Origin of the sequence: Tunicatimonas sp., from assembly GCF_049647865.1 — a bacterium.
In the GTDB taxonomy this organism is placed as follows: domain Bacteria; phylum Bacteroidota; class Bacteroidia; order Cytophagales; family Cyclobacteriaceae; genus Tunicatimonas.
In genome coordinates this window covers 1-6,148 of sequence record NZ_JBARYM010000116.1, presented here as the reverse complement: position 1 = coordinate 6,148, position 6,148 = coordinate 1, and the positions used below count along the sequence as shown (strand labels likewise).

Sequence of the window (6,148 nt, the reverse complement as noted above, 5' to 3'; positions counted from 1 at the left end):
AGGACAGCGGGGTATGATCGTTTCTCAACCTAAGTCGGGTAAAACGGTACTACTAAAGGAAATTGCGAATGCTATTGCTGAGAATCATCCGGAAGTATATCTGATTATTCTGCTAATTGATGAACGTCCTGAAGAAGTAACCGATATGGCCCGTTCCGTGAAGGCGGAAGTAGTTGCCTCTACATTTGATGAACAGGCTGAAAAACACGTGAAAGTAGCCAGTATTGTGCTGGAAAAAGCTAAACGCATGGTAGAGTCTGGTCACGATGTAGTGATTCTACTTGATTCTATTACTCGTTTGGCCCGGGCTTACAACACTACCATACCATCTTCGGGTAAAATTTTGTCGGGTGGGGTCGACGCTAACGCGCTGCACAAACCAAAGCGTTTCTTCGGGGCGGCTCGCAATGTAGAAAATGGTGGCTCTCTCACCATTATTGCTACTGCCCTAATTGAAACTGGTTCTAAGATGGATGAAGTAATCTTTGAAGAGTTTAAAGGAACGGGTAATATGGAGCTGCAACTGGATCGTAAGCTATCCAACAGACGAATCTATCCGGCTATTGATGTTCCGGCATCTGGCACCCGCCGTGAGGATTTACTCATGGACAAAGAAGAGTTATCACGAGTTTGGATTCTGCGCAAGCTTATGTCCGACATGAACTCTAACGAAGCCATTGAATTCTTGCTCTCGCGCATGAAAGGAACCCAGAACAATGATGAGTTCTTAATTTCTATGAACGGGTAGTTTTTCTTCAATACAGAAATAACTTATAAAGCCAGCCTGATTGCTGGCTTTTTTTATTCTTTACCGTCTACGAAATCCTGTAGATAGCGATAAGGTTCAGTTAACTTTCCATCTTCCGTAATAGTAGCCCGAGCAATCATTCCGTTCTGATCATCGCCTAGCAAATTTGGTAGAACTTGCTCTAGCAGTGCTTCGCCAAACGCTCGGGAGGCATCGCGAGGTAGTTCCGACGGCAAATTATCAACCGCCATTACCGAAACGGTATTTTGGTCTTTATACGGTTCTACTACTTGATCATTCCAAGGATTATAATCGTAAATCGGATCATCAATTGTAGAAGGCTGTTTAGTAGAAGGAATAGAACCCTCAATATCGCAAGTGATGTCAGCAACCACTTTAATTTTAAAATCTTCTTTCATCATTTCTTCCCGACGAAATAATACTGGTGAATTAGAATCCCAGTAAGCTCCGGCTATTAGTAGGTCGGTTTGTTGAGCAAAGGGTAGAAAACCAGGTACGAATTGCTCGGGGTTATCATAAAATTCCTGTTCTTGGAAAGGTTTACTGTCTTTTCGTTGATTGTATTCCGTTACGCTTAGCTGAGTGTATACTGGTTCTTTATAGTCCTGCGTCAGATAATCACTCGCGAGCACCCGGCGAATACCTACTTCATCTAGCACCTCAGCGGCACCTTGAGCTACCCGGCCCGTTCCGGTAATAGCGATCTTAATTGCTGGGAGTTTGATCTTTGCATATTCTGTGCGCAAGTCGGCTAAATCAAAGCAGTCTTTAGCTCGGCGAATGTTGTACAAGCTAAATTTCTTTCCAAAAGTGTATAAACCATTATAAGCTCCCACAATTCCGGCAAATCGACCAAAAGCTACCACCCGAAGATTCTGCTGATCGGTGAGTCGTTCATAGTCAATAAGTCGTATATTCTTATCCAGAATGGCTCGAAGCAGATCTCGGTTATAGGCTTGCTTCTTAATGGTGTGTGAGAAGAAAAAATAAGTTTTATTGGCAATCAAATTGTCAATCGGCACTTCTTTCACTCCCATCAAAATATCAGCTGATTGTACCGAATCTACTATTGAAATATTAACTTGTTTATACTCTTGATCGGGGAAGCAACGCAAGGTGCTACTTTGGCATACTACCTCTGCCTGAAACTTTTCTTTAATCCGTACTGCCTGATCAGGCGTTAGCGGAACCCGATGATCTACCGGAACTTTATCTTCCCGGATTAGCGCAATTACTTGTTTGTTCATCTGAATAGGTTAGTGTTAGTTCTTAATAGCTGAGTTAAAAAGGGTAGAAGTACAGTCTACGTAGCTCTACCAAAACTACGAACGTAAAAGAAGAGAAAAGTTTACGCCCAAAGGTATACTATTACGAAGCTAAAACCGCCTTCTACTACTTTATATCGGTCTTATCTTCGCGCGCAGAAGGGGGCAGTTCAGGCAAATGCGACTGATCATTCTCTTTAATAATCTCAAACCGCTTCTCATTAGCATGGTAGTGCAATAGATACAAGCCAAGATTAGTATGCTTGAACTGATCCATGTCTCGCAAATCACGGTTCATCATGAGGCAGAGAAATATTCGTATTGCCCGACCGTGCATACAAATTAGTACTTGTTTTTGCTCAGGATAAGACAAAATATGCTCAAGGGCTGGCTTTTGCCGCTCTTGTACCATTAGCGGACTTTCCCCCCCTTCAATGGCCACGTCTAATTTACCATCTTGCCATCCGCTGATAATATCGTTATAGTACGAATGCTCTTCAGTTGTGGGCACCTTTCCTTCCTTTACGCCCCAGTTTATCTCATTAAGTCCGGCTAATTGGGTGGTAGGTAATCCGTCATCTAAAAATCCTTTTACCGACTGAATACTGCGTTGTAGAACCGAGGTATACACATGATCAAATGAAATATTATGGTAGGTTTCGTAGAAAGCTTCCGCCTGCATGTGACCTACTTCATTAAGCGGAGCGTCAATTCCGCTACCCTGCACCACACCCTTTCGGTTATATTCTGTCTGCCCGTGCCGGATCAAATAAATAACTTTATCCATAACTTTTATACCCCTATTGCTAGTTAAAGCGGTAAGGAACTAAAAAAGTTATACCGAACAAAGCGTAACCTATGATAAGCTCCGATATTTCTATTGATAGCATCAACGCGATGGGGAAAGGTACTATGGTAGAACATTTAGGAATTGAGTTTACCGAGGTTCATACTGATGGACTAACCGCCCGGATGCCGGTTGATCACCGTACCCATCAACCAATGGGTTTGTTGCACGGGGGAGCTTCGGTGGTGCTGGCCGAAACCGTAGGTAGTGTGGCCTCGCATCTATGTGTAAATACAGAAAAGTACTACTGCGTAGGTTTAGATATTAACGCTAATCATCTGAAAGCAGTAACGCAGGGCTATGTTTACGGAACGGCCAAAGCCTTGCATATAGGTCGGAGAACTCATGTGTGGGAAATTCGTATTGTAAATGAGAAGCAACAATTAGTATGTATTAGCCGCCTAACGATGGCGGTAGTAGAGAAGTGAAGTAAGGAAAATCATGAAGGAATTAGAAGCCATAGCGTCGCAAGAGGTTGACTGGTTGGGGTATACATTTGATAATATTCTACGAGCTTTTTTAAATACGTCGTTTCACCACCAACTATCGGTGGCTGCTTGGCGGTTACCTAATCAGCAAACGCAGCACGTAATTTTAGATACTTCAGAAGTTATATCTTCAACCGATTGGCAGTTGGAAGAACTTTCGCCGGGTTTTGTTGCCAGTCCATTCATAAATGCTGATGAAGAGTCGCCTTACGTTCGGGCAGATATATACTACCAGTCTGGTAAACAACAGTGTCAAACTGCTTCTAATGCTGCCCAGACTGCTAAAATTTATTCGTCTTTGCAGCAACAATTAAGGCAAAATAAATCTGCTCAGATTCATACGGTTCCGTTAAACAACTCATTTTTCAGTGCTGAGCCAGCTAAGTTCAGCGATATTGTAGCGAACGCAGTCAAAGCCATTGAGCAGGGCGATTTTAAAAAAGTGGTTCCATCTCGTAATAAGCTGGTTTCCCTTCCTGACAATTTCGATTCAGCTCGCACATTCCAACAACTTTGCGATGCGTATCCGGCAGCTTTCGTTTCGCTGTTTTCAATTTCGGGAGTGGGAACTTGGATGGGAGCTTCGCCCGAAATTTTGGTAAGTACGTATCGTCAGGAACAGCGTAGAGTGTTCCGAACCATTGCTCTGGCAGGCACTCAACCTTTGCAAGGAAAAGACCCACTGAGAAGTGCCGCTTGGCGACAGAAGGAGATTGAGGAGCAGGCGATGGTCAGTCGCTATATTATTAACTGTTTCAAGAAGATACGCCTGCGTGAGTTCGACGAAGATGGACCCAAAACTACCGCAGCGGGCAACCTATTGCATCTTCGTACGGACTTTACTGTTGATATGGAAGCTACTAACTTCCCTGAACTAGGTTCGGTGATGCTCCGACTGCTGCATCCTACTTCCGCAGTCTGCGGAATGCCCAAAGAACCCTCGTTAGAATTTATCCAACAGCACGAAGGTTACGACCGCTCCTTTTTCAGCGGTTTTTTAGGTCCGGTAAATATGCAGGATGAAACGCATCTATTTGTCAACTTACGCTGTATGCAATTGCTCGGCCAACAAGCCATTTTATACGCCGGAGCCGGAGTTACTATTGACTCGGAACCTCATCGCGAGTGGGAAGAAACCGAAATGAAAATGCGCACGATACAGAAGTTAATGATTGATAATGATTAATTGAGTAAAGGCATCAGTCATTATTCATTGACATGCTTTCCGGTTGTAGCCTTCCAGTGAAATAATCCAGTGCCGTTTTCTGAAAGATAAGTTGATAATTGGCTTGGGCTTGATTAGCTTGCGCGCCCACAAAAGCAGCGTTTACCAAGTTTATATCCAGTACATTACTTACGCCTAAGCGAAATCGCTCTCGTTCCGCTTCTAGTGCTTTCTCAGCCGCTTTCACCTGAGCTTCAGCCGCGACAATTCTTTGTTTGGCGGCTTTATAATCAGCCACGGCGGTTTGTAATTGCTCAAACGTGTTACGTTTCAGATCTTCAAGTTCTAATACCGCGTTATTCATTAATTGCTTATTCCGCTGCACTAAAGCGTAATTATCCAAATTGCTAAAGATAGGAATATTCAAATTAAGGCTAAGCACACTTACTCGGTTAACATCAAGAATCTGATCGGAGAAAGTCCGCTCAAACAAGGTTGAATACTGCGAACCAATATAGTAACTCGCGCTAAGCCGAGGCAGATACCCTGAGCGGGCTACTTTTATGCCGTACTGACCCGCCTGAATCGTATTCTCTTGCTGTTTAATATCAAAGCGGTTAGCAACAGCCTGATTATATGCTTCTTCAATATTGATATCCTCTGAGAGAATTTCCCACTGGTTAATATCCGGTTCAGCGAAATTCCAATTGGCAAACGGATCAATCTGGAGTAGACGAATAAGCTGCACCTGACTGATAGTGAGTGCGTTTTCAGCTTCAACTACCAATAAAGCCACCCGCTTAGTTTCTGCTTCCTGATTATACAGATCAGCGATGTTAAATTGGGCTCCGCTCTCTACGAAAGTCCGAGTGCTCTCTAGTAATTCTTCTTGTTGTTCTAAATTCGCTTGCTGAATACGAAGCAACTCTTGGTTAAGCAATACTTGTAGGTACTGCTGAGAGACATTGAAGGTAACATCTTGCTTAGTCTGATTAATTAGATTAAGCTGAGCCTCAGCATTCTCCTGTGACTGCCGCACCTGATTAATATTTCTGAAACCATTAAATAGCGTCATTGAAGCAAATAGCCCCCCGTTCAAGCGGTTGTTAATCTCTTCAGTAAAATCTCCGGCAGTTTGGTCAAACTGACGACCGTATACTCGGTTTCCACTTGCTTCAAATCCGACGGAAGGAGCAAATTGAGCATATGCTTGAGATCGTTCGGCCCGGCTCACTTCTAATAGGTTTTGCTGCTGCTGAATTTGGATATTTTCGCGTAGGGCAATGCTTACAGCTTCTTCGTAGGTCAGGGTTTGGTCTTCCTGAGCCAAGACAGAAAAGCCGGTAAGTAGGGTTAGAAAAAATAGGGGTAGTGCTAGTTGTTTCATCTTATGCGTTCTGTTCTTCTTTCTGAATTTTTTCGTCGCTCTGAATAGCTCCGTCGACGATATTGACAATACGGTCGCTGTAACTGGCACCTTCTTCCGAGTGAGTTACCTGAATGATAGTCATTCCTTCCGTATTAAGTTGCTTAAATAGTTCCATCACCTGTCGTCCTTGTTCGGAATGTAAGTTTCCGGTAGGCTCATCGGCCAATAGCAGTTTAGGTCTACCG

Annotated in this window: 6 protein-coding genes and 1 pseudogene; 3 read left to right on the top strand and 4 right to left on the bottom strand. The window is 43.5% G+C overall.

Annotation, left to right across the window (positions count from 1 at the left end):
• A partial coding sequence (rho, locus tag WBA23_RS03795) for a transcription termination factor Rho (RefSeq protein WP_424580917.1) occupies positions 1–748 on the top strand: 748 nt, incomplete at its 5' end.
• Positions 749–801: 53 nt separating this feature from the next.
• Here the strand turns inward: rho and WBA23_RS03790 are convergent.
• Both WBA23_RS03790 and WBA23_RS03785 read right to left on the bottom strand, forming a co-directional pair.
• A complete protein-coding gene (locus WBA23_RS03790) occupies positions 802–2,016 on the bottom strand; it encodes an NAD(P)-dependent oxidoreductase (RefSeq protein ID WP_424580916.1) in 1,215 nt (404 codons plus the stop codon).
• A gap of 145 nt (positions 2,017–2,161) precedes the next feature.
• The gene (locus WBA23_RS03785; RefSeq protein ID WP_424580915.1) at positions 2,162–2,821 is read right to left on the bottom strand and encodes a histidine phosphatase family protein; all 660 of its coding nucleotides are present in this window, start codon (positions 2,819–2,821) and stop codon (positions 2,162–2,164) included.
• Positions 2,822–2,892: 71 nt separating this feature from the next.
• Here WBA23_RS03785 and WBA23_RS03780 point away from each other — a divergent pair, with 71 nt between their 5' ends.
• A complete protein-coding gene (locus tag WBA23_RS03780) occupies positions 2,893–3,309 on the top strand; it encodes a hotdog fold thioesterase (protein WP_424580914.1) in 417 nt (138 codons plus the stop codon).
• Between the two features lie 13 nt (positions 3,310–3,322).
• Positions 3,323–4,555, top strand: a complete 1,233-nt coding sequence (locus WBA23_RS03775; protein ID WP_424580913.1) for a chorismate-binding protein — start codon at positions 3,323–3,325, stop codon at positions 4,553–4,555.
• A 13-nt stretch (positions 4,556–4,568) separates the two neighbouring features.
• Here the strand turns inward: WBA23_RS03775 and WBA23_RS03770 are convergent, their stop codons facing one another.
• Together WBA23_RS03770 and WBA23_RS03765 are read right to left on the bottom strand one after the other, a co-directional pair.
• Positions 4,569–5,921 (bottom strand): TolC family protein, encoded by a 1,353-nt coding sequence (locus WBA23_RS03770; protein ID WP_424580912.1) that lies wholly within the window; start codon positions 5,919–5,921, stop codon positions 4,569–4,571.
• Between the two features lies 1 nt (position 5,922).
• A pseudogene (locus tag WBA23_RS03765) lies at positions 5,923–6,148 on the bottom strand (ABC transporter ATP-binding protein); the annotation flags it as partial.

Bases quoted from the DNA above. Each gene is read 5' to 3' on its own strand.
- WBA23_RS03790 (WP_424580916.1), bottom strand. From the start codon at position 2,016: ATGAACAAACAAGTAATTGCGCTAATCCGGGAAGATAAAGTTCCGGTA.
- WBA23_RS03785 (WP_424580915.1), bottom strand. From the start codon at position 2,821: ATGGATAAAGTTATTTATTTGATCCGGCACGGGCAGACAGAATATAAC.
- WBA23_RS03780 (WP_424580914.1), top strand. From the start codon at position 2,893: ATGATAAGCTCCGATATTTCTATTGATAGCATCAACGCGATGGGGAAA.
- WBA23_RS03775 (WP_424580913.1), top strand. From the start codon at position 3,323: ATGAAGGAATTAGAAGCCATAGCGTCGCAAGAGGTTGACTGGTTGGGG.
- WBA23_RS03770 (WP_424580912.1), bottom strand. From the start codon at position 5,921: ATGAAACAACTAGCACTACCCCTATTTTTTCTAACCCTACTTACCGGC.